Raw genomic sequence first — 21,824 nt, 5'->3', positions numbered from 1 at the left:
CCTTCGCGCCGCGGGGCTGACTCCAGGTCAGCCCCTTTTTGCTTTTCCTGATCCGAGAAATACGTATGTCTGAACCTCAGGCGGCCTCGCCCTTTCATCAGACCCTGGTCGGTGCCGGTGTGCTCGTCATCGGTGTCCTGCTGGGGTGGGGTGCTTGGTCCATTCCTTCGGCGGCCGGCTATGCCGGCGTGGGTCCCAACTTCCTGCCGTGGATCGTCTCGATCGCGCTCGTGGTCTGCGGGGCGATGCTGGTGTGGGAATCGCGAACCGGCGGTTTCCGGGAAATGGATCCGCCTTCGGGTTCGGTGCGGGGTGACTGGGTTGCGCTGGCCTGGGTGTCGGCCGGCGTGCTGGCCAATGCGGCGCTCATCACGACCATCGGTTTCGTGCTGGCCTGCGCCCTGTGCTTTGCGCTGGCCGTGCGTGGTTTGCGCGGCGCCGAGGGCAAGCCCGCAGGCGGCCTGCGCCAGAGCGTGATCGACCTTGCCACCGGCATCGCGATCTCCGCGCCGGTGTTCTGGCTGTTCACCAAGTTGCTCGCGATCAATCTGCCGGGTCTCACCGGCACCGGCTGGCTGTAAAGGAAGCTGCAGTATGGAACTCTGGACCCAGCTTCTCGGCGGCTTCGCCACGGCTGCCACGCCGATCAACCTCCTGTGGGCCTTCGTCGGCTGCGCCATCGGTACGGCCATCGGCGTGCTGCCCGGCCTCGGCCCGGCAGTCACGGTGGCGATGCTGCTGCCCATCACGTCGCAGGTCGAGCCCACGGCCTCGATGATCTTCTTCGCCGGCATCTACTACGGCGCGATGTACGGCGGCTCCACCACCTCCATCCTGCTCAACACGCCCGGCGAGACGGGCACGATGGTGACGGCGCTCGAAGGCTTCAAGATGGCCAAGAACGGCCGCGCCGGCGCGGCCCTGGCCACCTCGGCGATCGGCTCCTTCGTGGCCGGCACCATCGCCACCGTGCTGGTCACGCTGTTCGCCCCCTTCGTGGCCGACTTCGCAGTGAAGCTCGGGCCGCCCGAGTATTTCTGCCTCATGCTGCTGGCCTTCGTGACGGTGAGCGCGGTGCTGGGCAAGAGCACGCTGCGCGGCATGACGGCGCTGTTCATCGGCCTGGCCATCGGGCTGGTGGGCATCGACCAGATCACGGCCCAGGTGCGCTATGCCGAGGGCATTCCCGAGTTCATGGACGGCATCGAGGTGGTGCTGGTGGCCGTGGGCCTGTTCGCCGTCGGCGAGACGCTCTACAACGCGCTGTACGAAGGCCGCAGCAGCTCGGAGCTGAACAGCATGAACCGGGTGCACATGACGCGCGCCGAGTGGCGCCGCTCGTGGCCGGCCTGGCTGCGCGGCACCTTCCTCGGCTTCCCGTTCGGCACCATCCCGGCAGGTGGCTCCGAGATCCCCACCTTTCTGAGCTATGCCGCCGAGCGCAAGCTGTCGAAGCATCCTGAAGAGTTCGGCACCGTCGGCGCGATCGAAGGTGTGGCCGGGCCGGAGGCAGCCAACAACTCGGCGGTGACCGCCACGCTGGTGCCGCTGCTGACGCTGGGCATTCCCACCTCGGTCACGGCGGCCATCCTGCTGAGTGCGCTGCAGAACTACGGCATCCAGGCCGGGCCGCAGCTGTTCCAGACCTCCTCTGCGCTGGTGTGGGCCATGATCGCGTCGCTGTACATCGGCAACATCATGCTGCTGGTGCTCAACCTGCCGATGGTGGGCCTGTGGGTCAAGCTGCTCAAGATCCCGAAGCCGCAGCTGTACGCCGGCATCCTGATCTTCGCCACCGTGGGCGTGTACGGCATGCGCCAGAGCGCCTTCGACCTCTTCATGATGTTCGGCGTGGGTGTGCTGGGCGTGATGATGCGTCGCTTCGACTTCCCGACGGCGCCGGTGGTGGTGGGCATGATCCTCGGCCCGCTGGCCGAGGCGCAGATGCGCAACGCGCTGTCCATCGGCGAGGGCCGGTGGTCGGTGTTCATCGACCGCCCGCTGTCGGCCACGCTGCTGGCCATCGTGGTGGGGCTGGTGGTGCTGCCGCGCCTCATGAAGCTGTTCAACAAGCGGCGCGGCGCCAAGCTGCAGGCCGAAGGCTGAGGCAGGGGCCGGGGCTGCAGGCAGCAGCCCTAGTCTGTCCAGCCGAGCAGGTCACAGCCCAGCCGCTGCTCGCTGCCTGCTCGGTCCTTCACGCGAAAGCGCAGCGCGTCGCCCACCGCGGGCAGGGCCCGCACGTTGCGGTCGGTGGCTGCGGCGTGCCAGACCTCGCAGGTGCCCACGCAGCCAACGCCGTTGCAGAAGTGCCCGGTGTCCACGTCGAAGGCGATGCGGGTGCCGTCGGGCGACCAGCGCGCCAGGTGGCTCAGCTTGGTGATGGTGAGGCGGCCCAGGCCGCTGCCGTCAAGAGCCGACACCCAGATGTCGGACTCGGTGCTGCCGCCCTCGGCATGCAGCAGCCGCAGCGCCATCTGCGTGCCCTGGCGGTTGACCCACACATAGGCCACCTCATGGGCTGCCGGCAGCGCGAGCTGGCCGTGCGGCTGCGATGCCCCACCGACGGTGCCCACCGTGATGGCGCCGGCCGGCGTGATGTGGATGTAGCGACCGTCGGGCAGCCAGTTGAGCGAGCCGCTGGCGGTGTCCATGCTGGCCAGCACCTTCATGCCGGCGAGGTCGACGAACACGTCGGTGGCGTCCGAGGTGGAGTCTTCGCCCCAGGTGCCGATGATCATGTCCTTGCTGGCGGGCGACGGCCGGATGTCGCGGAAGTAGCCGTCCACGCGGGTGCTGTAGCGCACCTGTGAACTCGCGGTCTCGGTGACGACGATGTCTGTGTAGTCGTCGTAGACGTTCCAGTCGGCGGTGGCGTACTGGGCACCGTCGGGCCAGGGCCGGGCCGGCAGCTTGGGCGTGACCTGTACCGGGGCGTCGCCGGCCGACGCGATCTGCGTGCCGCTGCGGTAGTCGAGCGCGTAGTTGTCGTGCCACAGGCGTCCGGGCTGATATTCGCCGGTGGCCGGCGGATTGCCGCCAGGCGGCGGGGTGGTGCCGCCGCCGTCGTCGCCGCCTCCGCCGCCACCACATGCTGTTACCAGGGCCATCCCTACAACTAGGGCGGCGAGCCACGCCTTCGAGATGCTGATCGTCATGACAATCCTTTCCTTCCTGCCGTTTCTCTGTTGAAGCGGCAGAAGGCTAGGGCGCCCACGGTTCAAATCACAGCGTTGAATCTGAACGGTGGGCGCAATCGGTCGAGGCGGTGACCCCCGGGAACGAGAAGACGACGTGCCGAACGAAGAACCGAGCGGCTGGGCCGCGATGGACGAACTGCGGGTCGAGCAGCCCGATGCCATCGACGTGCTGTGGTATCCCAAGAAGCGGCTGTATCTGAAGCCCTTCCTCGGCAAGGCCATCGACCTCGCCGGCGCGGCGCGCGAGCTGGGCATCAGGAAGAACGCGATGAGCTACTGGATCGACCGCCTGCTCGAGGTGGGGCTGATCCGCGAGGTGCATGTGGAGAGGCGGCCGCGGCACAAGGTGCGCTTCTACCGCTGCGTGGCCGACAAGCTGCGCGTGGGCCTGATGAACGCGCCGCTGGCCAGCTACGAAGACGTGTTCGAGAACTTCCATTCGCGCTGGAAGCAGCATGCGCTCACCGCGCTGGCCGAGTCGCTGGAGCGGCAGTCGTCCGAGCTCGAGCTGTGCATCACGTCCAGCGACACGAGCGGCGTCTTCTCGACCATCATGCCCAAGCCGGGCTCGTCGCTGCGCGACGACTTCATCTACTACTGGGCTCGGTTGTGGCTCACCGAAGCCGAGCGGGCGGCGCTGCAGGCCGAGATGGACGCGCTCTACGACAAGTACGCCGCGCTCAGCAACCGGAACGCCAAGCGCGAGCAGGTGCTGGTGCACCTGATCCAGGTGCCCGAAGGCTGGCGCACGGCGCGCAACCGCAACAGCGGCGCGGCCTGAACTCAGTGCTGCGCGCCCAGAGCCAGGGCACGCCCGCGCTGCTGCTCGAGCGCTGCCTCGTCGCCCGGCACCGGCTGGGTGGGCCAGCCCGCCATGTGGCGCATCGCGATGTGGCAAAGCGCAGCGATCCACTCGGGCTGGTCGTTGAGGCAGGGGACGTAGTGGAACTCCTGACCGCCCGCATGCAGGAAGGCCTCGCGCGCTTCCTGGGCGATCTCCTCCAGGGTTTCGAGGCAGTCGCTCGTGAAGCCGGGGCAGGCTACGTCGACACGCCTCACGCCGCCGCGGGCGAGCTCCACCAGCGTCGGTTCGGTATAGGGCTTGAGCCACTCGGCCTTGCCGAATCGGCTCTGGAAGGTGACCACCACCTCCTGTGCCGACAGCCCCAGGCGGGCGGCCAGCAGCCGCGCGGTCTTGCGGCATTCGCAGTGGTAGGGGTCGCCCAGCTCCAGCGTGCGCCGCGGCACGCCATGAAAGCTCAACACCAGGCGCTCGGGCCGGCCGTGGGCCATCCAGTGGTTGAGCAGGCGCTTGGCGAGCGCTTCGATGTACAGCGGCTCGTCGTGGTAGCGGTTCACGAAACGCAGCTCGGGCAGCCGGCGGGTGCTGCGGGCCCAGGCCTGCACCGCATCGAACACGCTGGCCGTCGTGGTGCCCGAATACTGGGGGTACAGCGGCAGCACCAGCACGCGTTCGGCGCCTTCGGCCTTCAAGGCATCGAGCTGCGACGCGATGCCGGGCTGCCCGTAGCGCATGGCATGGCGCACCAGCACGCGATGACCGCGCTCGCCGAGGTAGCCGCGCAGCAGGGCCGCCTGCCTGGCCGTCCACACCGCGAGCGGCGAGCCCTCGGGGGTCCAGATGGTGGCGTACTTGGCGGCCGACTTGGCCGGCCGGGTGCGCAGGATGATGCCGTGCAGGATGGGCTTCCACACCAGCGCCGGGATCTCCACGACACGCGGGTCGCCGAGGAATTCGGCGAGGTAGCGGCGCACCGCCGGCGCGGTGGGCGCATCGGGCGTGCCCAGGTTGACCAGCAGCACGCCGGTGCGCGCGGGCCGGCCATGCTGGTGCGGGGGTTCGGGTCGGAACTTCATCAGGACTGCTGCAGCACGTCGAGGTCGGCCATCACCTTGTGCACGTCGATCGGCTTGGTCCAGTAGCCGACGAAGCCCGCCGCGAGTGCACGCTGCACGTCCTCCGGCATGGCGTCGGCCGAACACATGAACGCCGGCACGTCGGCGAGGCCGGGCAGCTGGCGCAACTGCTGCAGCACCTCGAAGCCGGTGAGGCCGGGCAGGTGCGCGTCGAGTACCAGCACGTCGGGCCGCCATTCGCTGGCGATGACGTGGGCTTCTTCACCGTCCTCGGCCACGCGCAGCTCGATGTGGCCGCGCAGCTTCAGGGTCTCTTCGAAGAGCAGAGCGTTGATGCGGTTGTCCTCGACATAAAGCATGCGCATGCGGTCAGGTTTCCTTTGTTCTTGATCGAGCGGAAGGCCATGCACGGAAGGCGCGAACACGGCGTGTTCGCTGCGGCGTGCGTCGAGCGGCGACGGCAGCTCGATGCGCACCTGCGTCCCGACGCCGGGGCGGCTGGCCACGGCGAGGCTACCACCCATTTCCTGGATGAGGCCGCGCGCGATGATGAGGCCCAGCCCCGTGCCTTCGATGGCGGAGGTCTCGCGGCCGAGACGCTCGAAGGGCTGGAACAGACGGCTCATCTGTTCGCTGGTCATGCCGTAGCCGTTGTCCTCGACCAGCAGGGCGAGGCGCTCGTCGCCGGCAGATTCGACGGAAATGCGCATGTGGCCGCCGGGGCGGTTGTACTTGATCGCGTTGGAGGCCACGTTCAGCAGCACCTGGCGAAGCCGCTGCTTGTCGGCCCACACGCGGCGCTGAGCCGCAGCTTCGGTGACGGCGTTGGTGCATGTCACGCCGCGGGCCTGCGCCATGGGCGCCAGCAGCTCGGTGCAGCGCGCGGCCAACTCGGCCAGCGCCACCGGCGCGATGTTCAGCGAGACGCGGCCCTCTTCGACCTGCTGCAGGTCGAGCACGTCGTTGACCAGCGCCAGCAGGTGCTGGCCAGCCTGCAGGATGTGGTCGGCGTAGGTGGGCCGGTTGGTCACGCTGGGGCTCTGCTGCAGCTTGAGCAGCTGCGCGAAGCCGATCACTGCGTTCAGCGGCGTGCGCATCTCGTGACTCATGCGCGACAGGAACTCGGTCTTTGCCCGGTTCGCGAGCTCTGCCGCCTGCTTGTCGCGCAGGGCCTCCTCGGTGAGCTTCTGGCGCGTCACGTCGCGGTGGGTGCCCACCACCCGCAGCGGCGAGCCGTCCGCCCGCCGGGCGACGATCTTCCCGCGGTCGAGGATCCACATGTCGTGCCCGTCGCGATGGCGCATGCGGTACTCGATCTCGTAGGCCGGGATCTCGCCCGCGCGGTAGCGGCGGATCTCCTCGAACACCCGCTCCTTGTCGTCCGGATGCACGCGCTGGCGCCACTCGGCGAGCGAGGTGCCGATCTCATGCTCGGCATGGCCGAGCATCTCCTTCCAGCGCCGCGAATAGAAGGCGGTGTTGCTGTCGCCGTCGTAGTCCCACACGCCGTCGCCGCTGCCTTCGAGCGCGAACTTCCAGCGCTCCTCGCTGACCAGCAGCGCCTGCTCGGCCCGGCGCTGTTCGGTGATGTCGCGAAAAGTCACCACCACCGAGAACGGCAGGTCGCCCGGCTGCAGCCGCAGCGGCTGGCAGCTCACGCTCAGCCAGCGCAGGTCGCCGTCGGGGCGGTGCAGCGCGAACACCCGATCGAGCAGGGAAGACCCGCCGGCCAGCACCGTCCACACCGGGTGCGAATCGGGCGGCAGGGGGGCCAGCCGTTCATCGAGCAACTGCAGCGGCGGGGCGTGCGGCCCGCCCACCACTTCATCCTGGCGCATGCCGAGGATGCGGCAGCCGGCCGGGTTGACGGCGGCCACGCCGTGGTCCTGCGTCACCACCAGCAGTCCGTCGCTGATCGCGCCGGCCACCGAGCGGTACAGCTCCTCGCTCACCCGCAGCTTCTCGGCGGCGCGGGTGCGCTCGGTGACGTCGGTGTGCACGCCGATGAAGTGCGTGACCCGGCCTGCCGCGTCGCGTATGGGCGCCACGTGCAACTCGTTGATGAAGGCACTGCCGTCCTTGCGCGCGTTGCGCAGCAGCACGGTGCTGGCGCGTCCCTCGGCGAGCGCATGGCGCAGCTCGTCGAGCGCCGCCTGGTCGCGATAGCCGGCATTGAGAAAGCGGCAGTTGTGGCCGATCACCTCGTCGCGCCGATAGCCCGACAGACGCTCGAAAGCCGGGTTCACGTAGATCAGCGGCTGGTCGGGCAGGGTGGCGTCGGTGACGGTGATCGGCAGGGACGCGTCGGCCTCGAGCACGCGCTGCATGACGAGCACGTCGCGTTCGAGAGTGCGCAGGTCGGTCAGGTCGCGCACGAGGTGCAGCGTGCGGCCGTCCTGCACCGGCGAGATGCGAACCTCCAGGTGCCGCAGCACACCATCGGGCGTGACGCGTTCGTACTCGATGCGCTGGACCTGTTCGGCCTGCAGGGCCGCGGCGATGCCGCGAGCGATGATGCTGGCCAGGTGCTCGGGCAGCACGTCGTGCAGGCGTCGGCCCTGCATCTGCTCGAAGGGCTGCGGCAGCATCGGATGCCCCGGGGCGCTGCACTGCAAATAGCGGCCCTCGCGGTCCATCAGGAACCACAGGTCCGGCACGGCCGCCAGCATGGCGCCGAGCTGCACTTGCACTTCATGCGAACGCGCCTGCTGCGCCGCAAGTGCGGAGGCGGCCTTGCGCACGCTCTCTTCCTGCTGGCGGGAGCGTTGTTCGCGCAGGCGTGCCTCGAGCAGCGAGCCGGCGGCGACGGCCAGGTCCTGCAAGGTGCGGCGCTCCCGCTCCGAAAGGCCACGCGTTTCGGGCGACAGGACGCTCACCGTGCCGATGCGGCAGCCGGCCACGGTGATGGGGGCGCCGGCATAGAAGCGCAGGCGGGGTGCGCCCGAGACGGTGGGGTGGGCGGCGAACCGGGCGTCGTCGGCGGCGTTCAGCACGACGAACACCTCGTCGCCGGCGATCGCCTGCACGCAGAACGCAGCGTCGCTGGGCACCTCGTGGACTGCGGCCCCCACCCGCGCCTTGAACCACAGGCGGTTCTCGTCGACCAGGCTTACCAGCGCGATCGGGCTGCCGGTGAGGTCGGCGGCCAGCCGCGCGATGGCGTCATAGGCGGGCTCGTCGTGCGTGTCCAGGACACGCAACTGCTCCAGTACACGCAGTCGCTGGAGCTTGTCGGGTGGCAGCGGGTCTGGGGACATGCGGGTCGGTGCGCGTGAGGCTCGGCCACCGGAAGGGATGTCCGACTGTAATGGAGGTGAGCGACACTCTGGGGCCTATCTCATGTTGCTCTGCAGTACACATGCCCCGTGCGATCCGTGCGCTCTCCATCGATCTGGACGACACCCTGTGGCCCATCTGGCCGACCATCGAGCGGGCGGAGCGGCAGCTGCACGCCTGGCTCGTCGAGCACGCGCCTGCCACGGCGCAGCGGCACGACGTTGCCGCATTGCGCGCCCTGCGTGACCGGGTGGAGGTCGACCGCCCCGACCTGGCGCACGACTTCAGTGCGATGCGCCTCGAAAGCCTGAGGCAGGCCCTGCTGGCCGCTGATGACGACCCGGCCCTGGCGGTGCCTGCCTTCGAGTACTTCTTTGCCGAGCGGCAGAAGGTCGAGCTGTTCGACGACGTGCTCCCGGCCCTGGAGCGCCTGGCGCGCCGCTACCCGCTGCTGGCCCTGACCAACGGCAACGCCGACCTGAAGCGTGTGGGGCTCGCCCAGTACTTCAGCGGCTGCGTCGGTGCCCGCGAGTTCGGCGTCGGCAAGCCCGATGCGCGCATCTTCGGCGAGGCCTGCCGGAGACTGGGCGAGCCTGCGCATGCAGTGCTCCACGTGGGCGACGACCCGCACCTGGACGTGTTCGGCGCGCTCAACGCCGGCCACCCTGCGGTCTGGGTGCGGCGGGCCGGGGCCAGCCACACGCATGAACCGCAGGCCACGCACGTGGTGGCCGAACTCCTGACCCTGGCGGACCTGCTGGAAGCCTGAGGGGCGGCGCCGGGATTCAGGGGAACTGCGGCTCGGTGTCCGAGAACGACAGCACCTCGAAGCGCACCGTGGGCACGGTGGCGTCGCTGGGCGATGCCCCCAGGCAGATGATGCCGCTGCCGTGCAGCACGCAGGTGCCGCGCTTGAGGGTCACCACTTCCGCCTGGTTGCCGTAGCGCACGTAGGTGCCGTTGTAGCTGAGGTCGGTGAGCTGGAAGTTGCCGCCGTGCCATTCGATGCGCGCGTGCGAGCGCGACACGCGGGTGTCGTCGATGCAGTAGGTGGCTTCGGGGCTGCGCCCGAGGATGACGGGCAGGCTGGTCCCGGCGAACACGCGGTTGAGGTTCTGGCCGACGAGACGGATGCCATCGGGCGCGTAGGACGGCGGGGAGTCCTGGAACGCGGTGGAGATGGCGTCGCTGAAGCGGCGGCCTTCCATGCGCAATACCTCCACCGGTTCCTGCCGGCCGCGCAGCTGCATGCGGTTGAGGTGGCGAAAGCGCTCGTGCTGGCTGCGGTCCAGGTGGTCGAGCACGCTGCCGGTGACCAGGGTTTCGTTGTCGCCGGCGGCGTCGAGCAGCCGCGCGGCCACGTTCACCGCGTCGCCGAAGCAATCGTTGTCGACCTCGATGATCTCGCCGTGGGCCACCGCCACCTGCAGCTTCATCGCCGGTGCACGGCCGGGGTTGCCGGGCAGGCTCACGATGCGTTCGAGCGATTCGTGCATCTCGTCGGCGGCCGTGACCGCCTCCTGCGCACGCTCGAACACCGCCATCAGGCCGTCGCCGAGCGTCTTGATCACGCGCCCCTGACAGCTCACCACGATCTGCGCCAGCAAGGCCACGCTCTGCGTCACCACGGAGGCGGCCTCGGCGTTGCCGAGCGTCTCGTACAGCGAAGTGCTGCCACGCAGGTCGGCGAACAGGACAGTGCGAACGACGGCGCTGGTCATCGTGATTCGTGAAGTCACCCGCAGTTTAGTCCTGCAATGTGAAAGGCAACAAAGAAAAAGCCCGGCTTTGCCGGGCTTTCCGTGCTGATCGCCATCCGGCCAATCAGAGATTGTCCAGATAGGTCCGGAGCTTGTGCCTGGCGGCGCAAGCCCGGTGCGCTTGCTGCGCAATCGCCCACCGCCTGCGGCGGTGGCCCATCCGGCCAATCAGAGATTGTCCAGATAGGTCCGGAGCTTGTCCGAGCGGCTCGGGTGCTTGAGCTTGCGGATGGCCTTGGCTTCGATCTGGCGGATGCGCTCGCGAGTCACGTCGAACTGCTTGCCCACTTCTTCCAGCGTGTGGTCGGTGGACATCTCGATGCCGAAACGCATGCGCAGCACCTTGGCCTCGCGCGGGGTGAGCGAATCGAGGATGTCCTTCACCACGTCGCGCAGGCCGGCCTGCATGGCCGCTTCGATCGGCGCGGTGTTGTTGGTGTCCTCGATGAAATCGCCCAGGTGCGAATCGTCGTCGTCGCCGATCGGCGTTTCCATGGAGATCGGCTCCTTGGCGATCTTCATGATCTTGCGGATCTTGTCCTCGGGCATCTCCATCTTCTCAGCCAGCGTCGGCGCATCCGGCTCGAAGCCGAACTCCTGCAGGTGCTGGCGCGAGATGCGGTTCATCTTGTTGATCGTCTCGATCATGTGAACCGGGATGCGGATGGTGCGGGCCTGGTCGGCGATCGAGCGTGTGATGGCCTGGCGGATCCACCACGTCGCATAGGTCGAGAACTTGTAGCCGCGGCGGTATTCGAACTTGTCCACCGCCTTCATCAGGCCGATGTTGCCTTCCTGGATGAGGTCGAGGAACTGCAGGCCGCGGTTGGTGTACTTCTTCGCGATCGAGATCACGAGGCGCAGGTTGGCCTCGATCATCTCGCGCTTGGCTTCGCGAGAGCTGGCCTCGCCCTGGTTCATCTTCTTGTTGATGAGCTTCAGGTCTTCGATCGGCACCACCGCGCGCGCCTGCAGGTCGATCAGCTTCTGCTGCAGGTCCTGGATGGGCGGCAGGTTGCGGCCCATCACCGCGCTGTAGGGCTTGCCCGAAGCAGCTTCCTTCTCGGCCCACTTGAGGTTCAAGGCGTTGGGCGGGAAGTGCTTGATGAAGTACTCCTGCGGCATGCCGCACTTGTCGACGATGATCTTGCGCAGCTCGCGTTCGTAGCGGCGGATGTCGTCGACCTGGTCGCGCAGGATCTGGCACAGCCGCTCGATGGTCTTGACCGTGAAGCGGATGCTGGTGATCTCGGCGCTCACCGCCAGCTGGGCCTTGTTGTAGGCCGGCGACTTGTAGCCTTCCTTCTCGTAGGCCTTGCGCATGCGCTCGAAGTGCGTGCGCAGTTCGCCGAAGCGCGTCAGCGCCTGGGCCTTCAGTTCCTCGAGCTTCTTGGTGAGCGCCTTGGAGCCGCCGTTGCCGTCGTCGTCGTCCTCTTCGTCGAAGAAGTCGACGTCCTCTTCAGCCACGTAGTCGTCGGCCTCGTCTTCCGACACGAAGCCGTCGACCACGTCGGAGATCTGCACTTCGCTGGCGGCGATCTTGTCGGCCATCGCCAGGATCTCGGCGATGGTGGTGGGCGACTCGGAGATCGCCAGCATCATGGCCTGCAGGCCGCCTTCGATGCGCTTGGCGATCTCGATTTCGCCTTCGCGCGTGAGCAGTTCCACCGTGCCCATCTCGCGCATGTACATGCGCACCGGGTCGGTGGTGCGGCCGAATTCGGAATCCACCGTCGAAAGAGCCGCCTCGGCTTCTTCTTCGGCTTCTTCCTCGGTGGCGGTGGAGGTGTTGCTGCCCGAAATGAGCAGCGTGGCGGCGTCGGGCGCCTGCTCGTACACCGCGATGCCCATGTCGTTGAGCATCGACACGATGGCCTCGAGGATCTCGGCTTCGACCAGTTTCTCAGGCAGGTGGTCGTTGATTTCCTGGTGCGTCAGGAAACCACGGGTCTTGCCCATCTTGATGAGGGTCTTGAGCTCCTGGCGGCGCTTGTTGACTTCCTCTTCGGTGAGCGCGGTCTCGTCGAGCCCGAACTCGCGCATCAGCGCGCGCTCCTTGGCGCGCGACACCTTCATGCGCAGCGGCTTGGCCTTGGGCTTGTCGTCGCTGCCTTCTTCGGGCAGGGCTTCGCCTTCGGCCTCGGTGTCGAACTCGGCCTCGACGTCGGAGAAGTCTTCTTCCTCGCCGTCGGCTGCGCCAGCCTTCTTGGACTCGGTGGCGGCCTTCGGCTTGCGCCCGCGCTTGCCCTTGGGTTCGTCGGAAGTGGCAGCCGCAGCCTTGGCGGCAGGCTTGGCTGCGGCCGTGGCCTTGGTCTTCTTGTCTTCAGCCTCGACGGCCTTGCCGCCTTTGGCGGCGGGCTTGGCGGCAACGGACTTCGCTGCCGGGGTGGGGGCGCTCTTCTTCGCGGTCATGCGGTTCCTCGGATGGTGAAGGCTCGGGCTCGTGACGTGCTCATGCAGCGGATTCCATGCCAGGTGCGGGCCAACGATGGGTTTGGCAAGACTTCGGCAAAGGCCGCGGCCCCACAGTGCAAAGCACGGCGGGCGGACGGTCTAACGAGCTACCGACGGGCAAGATCGCGTGGACGTCTTAGAGGTGCAGCCCTTGCGGGGAAAGGGTGGCCTGTATGTAACCCGTGTCGCGGGTGGCCGGGGCCCGGAGGTGCTGCTGTCACTCTTGCCGCAGTAACAAACCCTTAATTATCGTCGATTGACACGCGTTCGTCAAAAGTGGGCGCAAATCAGCGCCCCGGCGGGGCTGTGGCGGCCGAAATGGCGGCCGTGAGCTCGTCCTGCTCGGCCTTGAGCTCGCGCAGCCTGGTCTTCACCGGCTCGGACAGGTCGCCAGCAGCCGCCAGGGCTTCCTGCTGCTCTCGCAGCGCCTGCATGCGCAGGCGCAAGAGCGTCACCTCCAGGTCCTTCATCGGATCGGCCTCGTCGGGGACCTCATGCATGGCGTTGAGGCGCGAAACGAGCGGGCCGAACACCGCCGCTTCGGCGTCCTGCTCGAGCTGCTCCACCAGCGCGGCGCGCGCCAGGGGGCCGTGATCGTGCACCGTTCGGTCGAGCCAGCGAAAGAAGTCGCCATAGGGCTGCGGCTGGCCGCCCAGCAGGTCGTGCAAGGAGCCCGACAGGTGCTCTGACAGTTCGCTGCGGTGCAGCAGCATCCAGGCGGCGCGGTCGAGCAGCGTGGCCGCCTGATGGCGAACCGCCCGCGGCGGCGTGCGCGGCGCGGAGTGCGAAGGAGCGGTGGCGGACCGCTCCGTGCGCGGGCCGGGGCCCGCGTTCTGCCGGGCGGGCGACTGTGGCCTGGCGCCCCCACCCCAGTGCTGCGCCAGCTGCTCTGCCGTGACCCCACCCATGCCCGCCAGCTCCGCCACGAGCTGTTCGCGAAGCAGCCCGCTTGGCAGTTGCAGGACTAGTGGCTTGGCATTGGCCAGCATGTGGGCGCGGCCCTCGGCGGTGCCCAGGTCGCAGTCCTCGCGCACGTGTTCGATGAGCTGCTGCGACAGCGGCACGGCGTCGTTCACGCATCGCTCGAAGGCCTCGCTGCCGAATTCCCGCACGTAGGAGTCCGGGTCGTGTTCGGTCGGCAGGAACAGGAACTTGATGCTGCGGGTGTCGCTGGCATGAGGCAGGGCAGCCTCGAGCGCCCGTGCGGCGGCGCGCCGGCCGGCAGCGTCGCCGTCGAAGCTGAACACCACGCGGTCGGTGAAGCGGAACAGCTTGTGCACATGCTCTGCGGTGCATGCGGTGCCCAGTGTGGCAACCGCATTGGGAAAGCCGAGCTGTGCGAGCGCCACGACGTCCATGTAGCCCTCGGTCACCAGTACGTAGCCGCGTTCGCGCAGCGCGGCGCGCGCCTCGTACAGCCCGTAGAGCTCGCGGCCCTTCACGAAGACCGGCGTCTCGGGCGAGTTGAGGTACTTGGGTTCGCCGCTGTCGAGCACCCGGCCGCCGAAGCCGATGACCTCACCCTGCACCGAGCGGATCGGGAACATCACACGGTCGCGGAACCGGTCGTAGCGTTTCTGCTCTTCGCCTTCGTCGCCTTGCACGATGACGAGGCCGCTTTCGGCCAGCAGCGGGTCGTCGTACCGCGGGAACACGCTGGCGAGGCCTCGCCAGCCTTCGGGGGCGTAACCAAGGCCGAAGCGGGCCGCGATTTCTCCCGTCAGCCCGCGACCCTTCAGGTACTGCACGGCGCGCGGGCTGGCCTTGAGCTGCTTGCGGTAGTGCTCGGCTGCCTTCGCCAGCACGTCGGTCAGGGTGGACTGGCGCTCCTTCAGCGCCTTGGCGCGCTCACGTTCCTCGGGGGTGCTGTCGTCCTCGGGCACCTGCAGTCCGCATTGCTGGGCGAGGTCGCGCACGGCGTCGATGAACCCCATGCCGGCGTGTTCCATCAGGAAGCCCACCGCATTGCCGTGCGCTCCGCAGCCGAAGCAGTGATAGGTCTGGCGGGTGGGGCTGACGATGAAGCTGGGTGTCTTCTCGCCGTGGAAAGGGCACAGGCCCTTGAGGTTGATGCCGGCCTTCTTGAGCTGCACGTAGCGGCCCACCACCTCGGCGATGTCGGTGCGGGCGAGCAGTTCCTGGATGAAGGGTTGCGGAATCACCAGGCGAGTCTATCGAACACGCTGCATGACCTCGGCCGGGCGCCGGGCGGGCAGATTGTCACGAGCGATCGCGCGACGCCGGCTGTAGTGGCCGTAGCGTCAGGGACAACACCCCGCCGGCGGTTCGCAGGCCGATGCACGATCGCGGCGCCCCGCATGCAGAGGGCGTCGACCGAGGAGTACGAGAACATGAAGCGCAGAAACATCGTCCATTGGCTGGGTGCGTCGGCAACGGCTGCCGCGCTGCCCCGGGTGCACGCCGCCGCCGGCAGCGGCGCGCTGAGGATCTGGATCAATGCCGACAAGGGCTACAAGGGACTCGCGAAAGCAGCGCAGGCCTATTCGGCAAGGACCGGGGTCAGGGTGGTGGTCGAGCACTTCGACAACGCGGTGAGCCGCTTCGAGGAAGTGATGAAGGGCGGCAACGCTTCGGAACGCCCGGACATCTGGGTGTGGCCGCACGACCGCCTGGGCGACTGGATGGCACGGGGCTGGCTCGTCCCGGTGACGCCTGGCCCGGCGCTTCGCAGCGACATCGTGCAAGTGGCCTGGGACGGCTTCACCTCCGGCGGCAAGGTGTGGGGCTACCCCATCTCGGTGGAGGCGGTCGCGCTGCTCTACAACAAGAAGCTCGTGCCGACGCCGCCGAAGAGTTGCGAAGAGATCATCAGCCTGCACGACGGCTTTCGCAGCCGCGGCATCCGCGCGCTCGGCTGGGAGACCGCCAGCCCCTACTTCACCTGGCCCTTGATGGCCGCGGGCGGCGCCTACGTCTTCCAGCGCAAGCTCGATGGCAGCTATGACGCACGCGACACCGGCATCAATCATCCAGGTGCAGTGAAGGGGGCCGAATTCCTGGTGAGGCTCATGCAGATCGGCATGATCCCCGAGGGCGGCCTCAGCTACCAGCAGGCCGAGGCCGACATGCAGGACGGCAAGCAGGCCATGTGGATCACCGGCCCCTGGGCGTGGGAAGGGCTGAAGGACAACGGCATCGACTTCGGCGTGGCGCCGCTGCCCAGCCTCTCGGGCAAGGCGGCCAAGCCTTTCGTTGGTGTGCTGGGCGCGATGCTGGTGCAGGGTTCGCCCCACCAGAAGCTGGCGGTGGACTTCCTGGAGAACCACCTGCTGAAACCCGCGGCGCTGGCGCAGATGAACGCCGACAAGCCGCTCGGCGTGCCGGCTTCGAAGCAGATGTTCTGGACGCTGTATGCCGACCCGCGCATCCGCACTTCGATGGATGCGATCTACGCCGGTCGGGCCATGCCGAGCAACATCGAGATGACGCTGTTCTGGCAGCACTTCACGACGGCGCTGCGCGACATCAACGGCGGCCAGCGCAAGCCGCGTGAAGCGCTCGACATGGCGGCGGCTGCGATCAAGGGGCTGCCGTACAAGCCGGGGCGCGCATGATGCCTTGATGTAACCGGCAGGCGTGAAGTGCTTCACGTCCGCCTGCCCGGGTTCGACCCGACGTCCGTCGTGCTACAGCTGGGTACACTTTTTGCGATCTTGCGGCCACGAGCCGCTTTCCCACCCGAAAGCACAACACAACAAGCGCCGTCCACCGATCGTGTGCGTGCGCGCCAAGGACGTTCGGAGGACTGCATGCCCCGTCATGCATCTGCCGGCAGGCCATCGCTGCCGCGCACTTCACTGGAGCTCACCCACTGCCTGCTGGAACCTGCGCGCCGCATGCGTGAGCGCGGTCGCCATGCAATGGCCGCCATTGCCTTCATGGCGCTGGGGGCCGAAGCGGCGCATGCGCAAGCACCTGCTGCCGTGGCGCCGCCGCCCGCGCCGAACGGCGAGATGTCGGCGGCAGAGCGCGCAAAGCGCGATGCCGACAAGGTGTTCCACTGGATCATGATCCACTCGGACAAGCCGCGCAAAGCCAAAGGCGAGCCCAAGCCCGAGCCCAAGTCTGAGGCAAGGCCCGAAGCGAAGGCCGAATCCAGGCGCGACGACAAGGACAGGCCGGCCGCTGCGCCAGCGACAGCGACAGCGTCCCCGGCTGGGCGCCCTGCTCGCGCGGACGCGGCCGCGACTGCTGGAGCTTCAGCAGCAGTGAAGGGCGGTGATGCCACCAAGGTGGATGCTTCGTCCGCCTCCGTATCGGCGAACCCGGCTGGCGGCGAACTCGCGAAAGGCCAGAGCGCGGACACAGCGCAGAGGCAGGTCGCCTCGGTGGCTCCGAACCAGGCCGCCGCGCCGGCTGACGACGACGACGAAGACATCGCGCTGGTGCCCGTGCGGCAAGGCGAGCCCGAATTCCCGGCATCGGTGATGCGCCAGCTGCGCAAGGGCCTGGTGCAGGTGCGTTTCGACGTGCAGGCAGACGGTACGGTCGCCAAGGCCGAGGTCGTGAAGACCACGCATCGCCGCCTCAACGAAACGGCCATCGAGGCCGTGTCGCAATGGCGCTTCAAGCCGGTCCGCAAGACGCAGACTGCGGTGGTGGAGCTCGGGTTCAACCTCGACTGAGCGGCGCTTCCGCGAGGAGGCCGCCTCAGTCGCCTGCCACCACACCTTCGCGGCGCGGGTCGGCGCCGCCGAACCAGCCTTCGGCGTTGCGCTGCAAGGCCTGCAGGCCGCTGGTCATGTCCTGCTCGCGCACCTCGTGGCCGCGCGACTTGAGCGCTTCGACGGTGGTGAGCGGGAACCGCTTGGCCTCCAGCAGCGTCGGCCCGTTGTTCGAGCCGAAGTTGGGCAGGTTGATGGCTTGCTGGGCGTTGAGCCCCCATGCCAGCGTGCCCAACAGCGTCTTCGCGGTGTAGTGGATGATCAGCGCGCCGCCCGGTGAGCCGGCCGACATGAGCAACTCGCCGCTCGCCTTGTCGAACACCAGCGTCGGGCTCATGCTCGAGCGCGGGCGTTTGCCCGGCTGCACCCGGTTGGCGATGGGCTGGCCTGTGGTGGCATCGGCCGGCGCGAAGCTGAAGTCGGTGAGCTGGTTGTTGAGCAGGAAGCCGCCCGCCAGTCCGGTGCCGCCATTGACCATCTGGCGCGAGCCGAACTGGTCCTCGATGGTGGTGGTCATCGCGATGGCGCGGCCTTCGGCGTCGACGATCGAGATGTGCGAGGTGCCGCGTTCGGGCTGCTCGGGCTGCGGCGCCCACGCGAGCGAGGTGCCGCGCGGTTGGCCCGGCTTGGCGATCTTCATCGATTGGGGGCCGATCAGCGAGGCGCGCTCCAGCAGGTAGGCCTCGCTCAGCAGGCTGCGCCAGGAGCCGGCCGGCGGCGCCACGAAGTCCGGGTCGGCCACGTACATGCCGCGGTCGGCGAAGGCCAGGCGTGCAGCCTCGGTGTAGTTGTGCAGCACCTCGTCGCTGGGCAGCCCGTTGGTGAGCGGTGACCCCACGGGCGTGGCCTGCTCGAGGATGCCCAGCATCTGTGCGATCGCGATGTGGCCGGACGACGGCGGCGGGAATCCGCACAGGCGGTAGCGCCGCCAGTCAGTGCACAGCGGCTCGCGCTTCTTCGGCTTGTAGTCCGCGAGATCCTTTTCGCTCAGGCGGCCGGGGTTGCTCGAGTGGTTGCGCACCTTGGCGGCGATGTCCCTGGCGATGGGCCCACGATAGAACGCATCGGCGCCCTTGCTGGCTACTTGCCGCAACACGGCGGCGAGCGCCGGGTTGCGCATCACCGTGCCGAGTTCCGGCACCTTGCCGTCGGGTAGCAGGAAGTAGCCGGCGGCGGTGCCGTCCTGGCCCAGGTGCTTTTCACCGGACAGCAGGGTGTGCAGCCGCGGGCTGAGCTTGAAACCTTGTTCGGCCAGCCGGATGGCGGGCTCGAACAGCTGGGCCCAGGGCAGCTTGCCGTGCTCCTTGTGGGCCTGCTCGAGCATGCGCAGCACGCCCGGCGTTCCCACCGAGCGGCCGCCGACCACGCCCTCGATGAAGCTCATCGGCGTGCCGTCGGGCTTGAGGAACAGGCGTTCATCGGCGGCAGCCGGCGCCGTTTCGCGCCCGTCGTAGGCCTCGGTGCGCTTGCCGTCCCAGTGCATCAGGAAGGCGCCGCCGCCGATGCCGCTGGACTGCGGCTCCACCAGCGTGAGCACCATCTGCACCGCGATCGCCGCATCGATGGCGGAACCGCCGGCCTTGAGCACCTGGTAGCCCGCGTCAGTGGCGAGCGGGTTGGCCGCCGCCACCGCGAACTTGCGCGTCTGCCAGCCGGACTTCTCGACATAACCCGACGCGGCTTCGGGCTGGTCGGGCGGCTGGTAGTTGAACTCGGCAGCAGGGCGCTGGGTGGCGCAGGCACCCAGGAGCAACAACAGGCTCAGCAGCCAGGCATGAGCGGCGAGCCGATGGTGCGGCGATGTCGACGTGCTCTTCAGATGCATGGTGTCTCCGGAAAACACGCCATCCTGCGCCAGCACTCCCTGCGCCGCGAGCGCTGCTGGCGTTTTGTTACCTCGCTCACAACCGCATGCCGCGGTCGGACGTCAGCGAGGGGCGAGGCGGATCGCGCCGTCGAGGCGGATCACTTCGCCGTTGAGCATGTCGTTGGTGATGATCTGGTGCACCAGCTTCGCGTAGTCCTCCGGCTTGCCGAGGCGGCTGGGGAAGGGGACGCTGGCGGCCAGCGCGTCCTGCACCTCCTGCGGCATCGAGAACAGCATCGGCGTGCCGAAGATGCCGGGGGCGATGGTCATGTTGCGGATGCCGTTGCGTGCCAGGTCGCGGGCGATCGGCAGCGTCATGCCGACCACGCCACCCTTCGAGGCCGCATAGGCGGCTTGGCCGATCTGCCCGTCGAAGGCGGCCACGCTGGCGGTGGAGATCATCACGCCGCGTTCACCGGTGGCCTCCGGTTCGTTCTTGCACATCGCCTCGGCAGCCAGCCGGATCATGTTGAAGCTGCCGATCAGGTTGACGCTGATCACCTTGGTGTAGACCGCCAGCGGGTGGGCGCCGTCTTTGCCTACGGTCTTGACGGCGGGCGCAATGCCGGCGCAGTTGACCAGGCCCATCAGCTTGCCCATCGAGACGGCCTTCGCCACGACGGCCTTGCCGTCCTCTTCGTCCGACACGTCGCACTTCACGAAGGCGCCGCCGATCTCGCGGGCCAGGGCCTCGCCCTTTTCGACCTGCAGGTCGGCGATCACGACCTTGCCGCCTTCGCTGGCGAGCATGCGTGCGGTGCCTTCGCCCAGGCCCGATGCGCCGCCGGTGACGATGAAGACCTTGCCTTTGATTTCCATGGAGTGCTCCTGTCGGTGGATGTGTGAGTGAGTACGGTCGGCCGCAGTTCGTTGACGTTGACGTAAACGTCAATTCGAGGCCGAAAAAGAGCCGCCTCGCGGGCGGCTCCATCTTGCAGACTTCAGGCCAGTGCGGCGAGCGCGCGTGCGGTGATCTCCTCGACGCCGCCGGTGCCGCTGATCTTGCGGTACTTCGGCGCCGCGCCATCGCCGGTGGCGGCCCAGGCGGAGTAGTAGTCGACCAGCGGGCGCGTCTGCGCCTGGTAGACGGCCAGGCGCTTCTTGACGGTCTCTTCCTTGTCGTCCTCGCGCTGGATCAGTTCTTCGCCGGTGGCATCGTCACGGCCGGCGACCTTGGGCGGGTTGTACTTCACGTGGTAGGTGCGGCCCGACGCCGCATGCACGCGGCGCCCGCTCATGCGCTCGATTATGGCTTCATCGGGCACGTCGATCTCGAGCACGTAGTCGAGCTTCACGCCGGCAGCCTTCATGGCATCGGCCTGCGGAATGGTCCGCGGGAAGCCGTCGAACAGGAAGCCCTTGGCGCAGTCCGGCTGGGCGATGCGTTCCTTCACGAGACCGATGATGATGTCGTCGCTCACCAGGGCACCGGAATCCATCACCTTCTTGGCGGCCAGGCCCAGCGGAGTCCCGGCCTTCACTGCGGCACGCAGCATGTCGCCGGTTGAGATCTGCGGGATGCCGTACTTCTGGCAGATGAAGGCAGCCTGCGTGCCCTTGCCGGCGCCGGGGGCGCCCAACAGGATCAATCTCATGGGATTCCTTGGTGTCTCGTATGGATCCGGGGTCCTCGAAGAGAGAGCCTGAGGCCCCGCGTTTTTTCGCGGCGAGGATACCACGCACCCCTTCGCGAACCTGACTCGGCGCCCCCTGCGGGGGCACGCACCATCAGGCGGCCCGCAAGAGGATTTCGCGCACCCGCTCCAGGTCTTCGGCGGTGTCGACGCCCGGTCCGGGACGCGACGCACTCACATGGACTGCGATGCGTTCGCCGTGCCACAGCACACGCAATTGCTCGAGCGACTCCACGCCTTCGAGAGGCGCCGGCGGCAGGCTCGGGAAGCGGCGAAGGAAGCCGGCCTGGTAGGCATAGAGGCCCACATGCCGCAGCGGCAATGGGTCGCTCAGGCCTGAGATGCCCGAGGCATAGCCGTCGCGCCACCACGGGATGGGCGCGCGCGAGAAGTAGAGCGCGCGATTTGCCGCGTCGAGCACCACCTTCACCACGTTGGGGTTGGTGAACTCGGCCGGGTCTTCGATCGCATGGGCGGCCGTGCTCATCACGCAGTCGCTGCGTTCGGCCAGCAGGGCCGCGCAGGCGTCGATCAGGGCCGGGTCGATCAGCGGCTCGTCGCCCTGCACGTTGACCACCACGTCTGTGCCATCGAGCCCCAGCAGCATGCAAGCCTCGGCCAGGCGGTCGCTGCCCGTGGCGTGGTCGCGGCGCGTCAGCACCACACCGACACCATGGGCCTTGCAAGCCTCGGCCACCGAGGCATCGTCCGCCGCGACCACGACGGCCTTGGCCTTGCTTTGTGCCGCACGCTGCGCCACCCGCACCACCATCGGCAGTCCGGCGATGTCGGCCAGCGGCTTGTTGGGCAGGCGGGTCGAAGCCAGCCGTGCCGGCACGAGCACGGTGAAGCTCATGCGCTGGCCGCCGGAACGGAGGGCGCGGGCTCGTCGAGCGGCCGTGCGGCGCTCTCCAGCATCACCGGGATGCCGTCGCGCACGGGAAAGGCCAGGTGGTCGGCCGGGCAGACGAGTTCGTGCGCTTCGCGCTCGTGCGTGAGCGGTCCTTTGCAGAGGGGGCAGACCAGCAGTTCGATCAGGCGGGTGTCCATGGCGGTTCTCGGTGAGGCGTTCG

The 21,824-nt window shown here is 68.1% G+C and carries 17 protein-coding genes; 6 read left to right on the top strand and 11 right to left on the bottom strand.

Going from position 1 to position 21,824, the window contains the following annotated elements; genetic code table 11:
* Positions 1-65 precede the first annotated feature (65 nt).
* Positions 66-581, top strand: a complete 516-nt coding sequence (locus E8D38_RS01145; RefSeq protein ID WP_140625919.1) for a tripartite tricarboxylate transporter TctB family protein — start codon at positions 66-68, stop codon at positions 579-581.
* Between the two features lie 13 nt (positions 582-594).
* On the top strand, positions 595-2,106 hold the full coding sequence (locus E8D38_RS01140; protein WP_140625872.1) for a tripartite tricarboxylate transporter permease: 1,512 nt from the start codon (positions 595-597) through the stop codon (positions 2,104-2,106).
* Between the two features lie 29 nt (positions 2,107-2,135).
* On the opposite strand, the gene E8D38_RS01135 is transcribed toward E8D38_RS01140, so the two are convergent.
* A complete protein-coding gene (locus tag E8D38_RS01135) occupies positions 2,136-3,155 on the bottom strand; it encodes a TolB-like translocation protein (protein WP_140625871.1) in 1,020 nt (339 codons plus the stop codon).
* Between the two features lie 136 nt (positions 3,156-3,291).
* Here E8D38_RS01135 and E8D38_RS01130 point away from each other — a divergent pair, with 136 nt between their 5' ends.
* A complete protein-coding gene (locus tag E8D38_RS01130; RefSeq protein WP_140625870.1) occupies positions 3,292-3,978 on the top strand; it encodes a hypothetical protein in 687 nt (228 codons plus the stop codon).
* A 2-nt stretch (positions 3,979-3,980) separates the two neighbouring features.
* Here the strand turns inward: E8D38_RS01130 and hemH are convergent, their stop codons facing one another.
* Both hemH and E8D38_RS01120 read right to left on the bottom strand, forming a co-directional pair.
* Positions 3,981-5,075 carry a ferrochelatase gene (gene hemH / locus E8D38_RS01125; protein ID WP_140625869.1) on the bottom strand — a complete coding sequence of 365 codons (1,095 nt, stop codon included), beginning with the start codon at positions 5,073-5,075 and terminating at the stop codon, positions 3,981-3,983.
* Positions 5,075-8,332: a PAS domain S-box protein gene (locus E8D38_RS01120; RefSeq protein ID WP_140625868.1), complete on the bottom strand. Its 3,258-nt coding sequence runs from the start codon at positions 8,330-8,332 to the stop codon at positions 5,075-5,077. The genes hemH and E8D38_RS01120 overlap by 1 nt, the downstream gene beginning before the upstream one ends.
* 101 nt (positions 8,333-8,433) lie before the next feature.
* Between E8D38_RS01120 and E8D38_RS01115 the strand changes: the two genes are divergently transcribed.
* Positions 8,434-9,120, top strand: coding sequence for an HAD family hydrolase (locus E8D38_RS01115; protein WP_140625867.1), 687 nt, complete (start codon positions 8,434-8,436; stop codon positions 9,118-9,120).
* Positions 9,121-9,136: 16 nt separating this feature from the next.
* Here E8D38_RS01115 and E8D38_RS01110 read toward each other — a convergent pair whose 3' ends face one another.
* The 3 genes from E8D38_RS01110 to dnaG form a co-directional block, all read right to left on the bottom strand.
* Positions 9,137-10,072, bottom strand: a complete 936-nt coding sequence (locus E8D38_RS01110; RefSeq protein WP_140625866.1) for an adenylate/guanylate cyclase domain-containing protein — start codon at positions 10,070-10,072, stop codon at positions 9,137-9,139.
* 207 nt (positions 10,073-10,279) lie between these two features.
* Positions 10,280-12,523: an RNA polymerase sigma factor RpoD gene (rpoD, locus tag E8D38_RS01105; protein ID WP_140625865.1), complete on the bottom strand. Its 2,244-nt coding sequence runs from the start codon at positions 12,521-12,523 to the stop codon at positions 10,280-10,282.
* 329 nt (positions 12,524-12,852) lie between these two features.
* Positions 12,853-14,730, bottom strand: a complete 1,878-nt coding sequence (dnaG, locus tag E8D38_RS01100; protein WP_140625864.1) for a DNA primase — start codon at positions 14,728-14,730, stop codon at positions 12,853-12,855.
* A gap of 186 nt (positions 14,731-14,916) precedes the next feature.
* On the opposite strand from dnaG, the gene malE reads away from it, so the two are divergent.
* Both malE and E8D38_RS01090 read left to right on the top strand, forming a co-directional pair.
* Complete coding sequence (gene malE / locus E8D38_RS01095; protein ID WP_140625863.1) at positions 14,917-16,140, top strand: maltose/maltodextrin ABC transporter substrate-binding protein MalE; 1,224 nt, start codon at positions 14,917-14,919, stop codon at positions 16,138-16,140.
* A 369-nt stretch (positions 16,141-16,509) separates the two neighbouring features.
* Positions 16,510-17,211, top strand: a complete 702-nt coding sequence (locus E8D38_RS01090) for an energy transducer TonB (RefSeq protein ID WP_181178877.1) — start codon at positions 16,510-16,512, stop codon at positions 17,209-17,211.
* Between the two features lie 25 nt (positions 17,212-17,236).
* Here E8D38_RS01090 and ggt read toward each other — a convergent pair whose 3' ends face one another.
* The 5 genes from ggt to E8D38_RS01065 form a co-directional block, all read right to left on the bottom strand.
* Complete coding sequence (ggt, locus tag E8D38_RS01085; protein WP_140625861.1) at positions 17,237-19,075, bottom strand: gamma-glutamyltransferase; 1,839 nt, start codon at positions 19,073-19,075, stop codon at positions 17,237-17,239.
* A gap of 102 nt (positions 19,076-19,177) precedes the next feature.
* Entirely contained in the window at positions 19,178-19,936 is a 759-nt protein-coding gene (locus tag E8D38_RS01080) for a 3-hydroxyacyl-CoA dehydrogenase (protein ID WP_140625860.1), read from the bottom strand.
* Between the two features lie 122 nt (positions 19,937-20,058).
* Positions 20,059-20,712 (bottom strand): adenylate kinase, encoded by a 654-nt coding sequence (adk, locus tag E8D38_RS01075; RefSeq protein ID WP_140625859.1) that lies wholly within the window; start codon positions 20,710-20,712, stop codon positions 20,059-20,061.
* Positions 20,713-20,845: 133 nt separating this feature from the next.
* On the bottom strand, positions 20,846-21,607 hold the full coding sequence (kdsB, locus tag E8D38_RS01070; RefSeq protein WP_140625858.1) for a 3-deoxy-manno-octulosonate cytidylyltransferase: 762 nt from the start codon (positions 21,605-21,607) through the stop codon (positions 20,846-20,848).
* On the bottom strand, positions 21,604-21,801 hold the full coding sequence (locus tag E8D38_RS01065) for a Trm112 family protein (protein ID WP_140625857.1): 198 nt from the start codon (positions 21,799-21,801) through the stop codon (positions 21,604-21,606). The genes kdsB and E8D38_RS01065 overlap by 4 nt, the downstream gene beginning before the upstream one ends.
* Between the last annotated feature and the right edge of the window lie 23 nt (positions 21,802-21,824).

This window comes from Methylibium rhizosphaerae (assembly GCF_006386545.1).
Lineage (GTDB): Bacteria > Pseudomonadota > Gammaproteobacteria > Burkholderiales > Burkholderiaceae_C > Pseudorivibacter > Pseudorivibacter rhizosphaerae.
The sequence above is the reverse complement of the archived record's forward strand: the minus strand, read 5'-3'. Positions and strand labels throughout refer to the sequence as shown.

Excerpts from the sequence above, each read along its gene's own strand:
- ggt (WP_140625861.1), bottom strand. The coding sequence starts at position 19,075 with ATGCATCTGAAGAGCACGTCGACATCGCCGCACCATCGGCTCGCCGCT.
- E8D38_RS01135 (WP_140625871.1), bottom strand. The coding sequence starts at position 3,155 with ATGACGATCAGCATCTCGAAGGCGTGGCTCGCCGCCCTAGTTGTAGGG.
- kdsB (WP_140625858.1), bottom strand. The coding sequence starts at position 21,607 with ATGAGCTTCACCGTGCTCGTGCCGGCACGGCTGGCTTCGACCCGCCTG.
- malE (WP_140625863.1), top strand. The coding sequence starts at position 14,917 with ATGAAGCGCAGAAACATCGTCCATTGGCTGGGTGCGTCGGCAACGGCT.
- adk (WP_140625859.1), bottom strand. The coding sequence starts at position 20,712 with ATGAGATTGATCCTGTTGGGCGCCCCCGGCGCCGGCAAGGGCACGCAG.
- E8D38_RS01140 (WP_140625872.1), top strand. The coding sequence starts at position 595 with ATGGAACTCTGGACCCAGCTTCTCGGCGGCTTCGCCACGGCTGCCACG.
- E8D38_RS01120 (WP_140625868.1), bottom strand. The coding sequence starts at position 8,332 with ATGTCCCCAGACCCGCTGCCACCCGACAAGCTCCAGCGACTGCGTGTA.
- E8D38_RS01080 (WP_140625860.1), bottom strand. The coding sequence starts at position 19,936 with ATGGAAATCAAAGGCAAGGTCTTCATCGTCACCGGCGGCGCATCGGGC.
- E8D38_RS01110 (WP_140625866.1), bottom strand. The coding sequence starts at position 10,072 with ATGACCAGCGCCGTCGTTCGCACTGTCCTGTTCGCCGACCTGCGTGGC.
- E8D38_RS01115 (WP_140625867.1), top strand. The coding sequence starts at position 8,434 with ATGCCCCGTGCGATCCGTGCGCTCTCCATCGATCTGGACGACACCCTG.
- E8D38_RS01145 (WP_140625919.1), top strand. The coding sequence starts at position 66 with ATGTCTGAACCTCAGGCGGCCTCGCCCTTTCATCAGACCCTGGTCGGT.
- rpoD (WP_140625865.1), bottom strand. The coding sequence starts at position 12,523 with ATGACCGCGAAGAAGAGCGCCCCCACCCCGGCAGCGAAGTCCGTTGCC.
- hemH (WP_140625869.1), bottom strand. The coding sequence starts at position 5,075 with ATGAAGTTCCGACCCGAACCCCCGCACCAGCATGGCCGGCCCGCGCGC.
- E8D38_RS01065 (WP_140625857.1), bottom strand. The coding sequence starts at position 21,801 with ATGGACACCCGCCTGATCGAACTGCTGGTCTGCCCCCTCTGCAAAGGA.